Origin of the sequence: Hansschlegelia beijingensis (assembly GCF_045505405.1) — a bacterium.
Lineage (GTDB): Bacteria > Pseudomonadota > Alphaproteobacteria > Rhizobiales > Methylopilaceae > Methylopila > Methylopila beijingensis_A.
Genome location: NZ_JBJKEX010000393.1, coordinates 1 through 2,707 on the forward strand (window position 1 = coordinate 1; position 2,707 = coordinate 2,707).

3 protein-coding genes and 1 pseudogene are annotated in these 2,707 nt (G+C 66.8%); all 4 read left to right on the forward strand.

The window, feature by feature from the left end; all coding sequences use genetic code 11:
• On the forward strand, positions 1-190 hold a 190-nt coding region (locus ACIKT0_RS16570; RefSeq protein WP_407106483.1), incomplete at its 5' end, for a hypothetical protein.
• A complete protein-coding gene (locus ACIKT0_RS16575) occupies positions 168-434 on the forward strand; it encodes a hypothetical protein (RefSeq protein ID WP_407106484.1) in 267 nt (88 codons plus the stop codon). The genes ACIKT0_RS16570 and ACIKT0_RS16575, both read left to right, overlap by 23 nt.
• A gap of 337 nt (positions 435-771) precedes the next feature.
• On the forward strand, positions 772-2,391 hold the full coding sequence (locus tag ACIKT0_RS16580; protein WP_407106485.1) for a trimethylamine N-oxide permease: 1,620 nt from the start codon (positions 772-774) through the stop codon (positions 2,389-2,391).
• 69 nt (positions 2,392-2,460) lie between these two features.
• Positions 2,461-2,707, forward strand: a pseudogene (locus ACIKT0_RS16585) (dimethylamine monooxygenase subunit DmmA family protein); the annotation flags it as partial.

Sequence of the window (2,707 nt, forward strand, 5' to 3'; positions counted from 1 at the left end):
CGTCGTGCGCCGGCTCCGGCAGGGCGAGCGAGGCGCCTATCTGCTGTTCCGGGACTCGCGGTTCGAGAATGCCCGCGCCGAGCCCGCCGAGGCGGCCCGCGCGCTCGACCTCGCGATCTCGGCCGCGCTCGCGGTCATGGAGTCCCGCCAGTCAAAGGAACAAGCCGATGAGACTTCGCGCGCCGCCTGATCCGCGGCTGGTTCTACTTGTCGCGGCCGTCCTGCCCGGCATGGGGCATGTCATGATCGGACGCGCGGCGCGCGGGCTAGGCTTCGCGTTCTTCACCTTCGTGCTCGGCTGGCTGACGACGAAGTTCGCCGCCCCGGACGCCGATGTCATCGGCCGACACGCCGGCGGCTTTCTCGTCTGGGCGCTGTCGCTCCCGGACGCCTACAGAAGCGCGCGGATCGACGCTGTCCGCGCAAAAATGTGACGGTGGAAGACCTTCACGTCGCCGACGCACGGCAAGATTTTTCCCCACGGGAAAAACTTTTGACACGGATCAAATCTGCGGCATGATCCCGTTCTGGGTCGCGCAGGTGGTGGATGAAGTCTTTCCTCTTCCAGGCTGACGGAGCGCTTCGACGTCGGACGGGTCTGCGTTTGCAGAGATCGCCGAAGAGGAAGTCGGTTCCTGCCGTTCCCATCGAACAGTGACGCATACTCCGGAAATGACGCTGGTCCTCGCAGAGGCGACTCGCGCGGATCGGCGCCCCGGAGCGGCCGGCGCCGGCTGACGGCGCGCACTTCAGGGGCACGGGGAACGATCCATGACGATAGCAATGACTGAGACGCCAGTCTCAGCCGCCGACACGCATCATCTGCGGCGAAGCATTTCCTGGACTGGCGCGTTCTGGGTGGCGAGCGGCGTGCCGCCGCTCGTGCTGTTCTCGATCGGCGGCATCGCGGGCACCACCGGCACGCCCGCTTTCGCGATCTGGGCGGCCTCGATGATGATGGGCTTCCTGCAGTCCTTCGTATACGCCGAGATCGCCGGCCTGTTCCCCAACAAGTCCGGCGGCGCCTCGATCTACGGCGCAGCCGCCTGGGTGCGCTACGCCAAGCCGATCGCGCCGCTCTCGGTGTGGTGCAACTGGTTCGCCTGGTCGCCGGTGCTCTCGCTCGGCTGTTCGATCGCCGCCGGCTACATCCTGACGGCCATCGCTCCGGTCACTCCGGGCCTCGCCGGATGGACGCTGTTCTCCGGCACGCTCGGTCCGGTGTCGTTCTCGCTGAACTCGGCCTTCTTCATCGGCGCCGCCCTGATGCTCGGCACCTTCGCGGTCCAGCATCGCGGCATCCTGGGCACCGCGCGCGTGCAGCGGATCGTCGGCGTGCTGGTGCTGGTGCCGCTCATCATCGTCGGCGTGGCGCCGCTGCTGCAGCACGGCGTCAACTGGGCGAACTTCCAGCCCTTCGTGCCGATCGCCGAAGCCTACAAGCCGGAGCCCGGCGCGTGGAACATCCCGGGCTGGACGCTGGTGCTCGGCGGCATGTTCATCGCCGCCTGGTCGACCTACGGCTTCGAGACCGCGATCTGCTACACGAGCGAATTCAAGGATCCGGCCCGCGACACCTTCAAGGCGATCTTCTTCTCGGGCCTGCTCTGCATCGCGATCTTCGTGATCGTGCCCTTCACCTTCCAGAGCGAGCTCGGCCTGACGGGCATGCTCGAGACGCCCATCGTCGACGGCTCCGGCGTGGCGGCGGCGCTCGCCCACATGGTCGGCGGCGGCCCGATCATCGAGAACGCCCTGGTCATGCTGATGATCCTGGCGCTCATGCTGTGCCTGATGACCGCCATGGCGGGCTCCTCGCGCACGCTGTACCAGGGCTCGGTCGACGGCTGGCTCCCGCGCTACCTGTCCTACGTCAACCATCATGGCGCGCCCACCAACGCCATGTGGACGGACCTCGGCGTGAACCTGCTCCTGCTCGCGATCGCCTGCGCGGACGCCACGTCGTTCTTCTTCATCCTCGCGGTGTCGAACTGCGGCTACATCATCTTCAACTTCCTGAACCTGAACTCGGGATGGATCCATCGCATCGACAGCGGCCACATCCCGCGGCCCTACAAGGCGCCCGCCTTCATCATCGGGCTCGGCGCCGTGTTCGCCTTCGTCAACGCCATCTTCATGGGGGCCGGCGCGAAGGTCTGGAACCCGATGGCGCTGTGGGCCGGCCTGATCACGGCCGCCATGATCATCCCGGTGTTCTTCTTCAGGCATTATGTGCAGGACAAGGGCAAGTTCCCGCAGCAGATGCTCGACGATCTGCAGATCGGGTCGGAGGGCCTCACCGCCTCCCGGAGGGCGGGCATGCTGCCCTACCTCACGCTCCTCGCGGGCGTCGCGGTGGTCCTGATCGCGAACGCCGTCTTCCAACTCTGACGAACAGTCCCGGCCCCGGCGCGCAAACGCGCCGGGGCTTTTTCTTGTCCAGCCCAGAGCCTCTTCGACATGCAGCTTTCAGAGATAAAGAGCCGTCCGGTTTATGGTGGGTTGCGGGTTGACGGGTCGGCTTTGCGTCATCTTGTGGCTACGGAGGGCGAGGGTGCTCTTGCGGTGATCGAGGCGTTTGGCGGGGCGCGGGAGGCGCTTGGCCGGACCGCGATCCTTTACTGTCCGGCGGGGTCGGCGGGGCGGGACCATGGGGCGGCGCTGCGCGATCTCGGGGCGGACGTGGTCCATGTCATGCCGTCGGCGC

Excerpts from the sequence above, each read along its gene's own strand:
- ACIKT0_RS16580 (WP_407106485.1), top strand. The coding sequence starts at position 772 with ATGACGATAGCAATGACTGAGACGCCAGTCTCAGCCGCCGACACGCAT.
- ACIKT0_RS16575 (WP_407106484.1), top strand. The coding sequence starts at position 168 with ATGAGACTTCGCGCGCCGCCTGATCCGCGGCTGGTTCTACTTGTCGCG.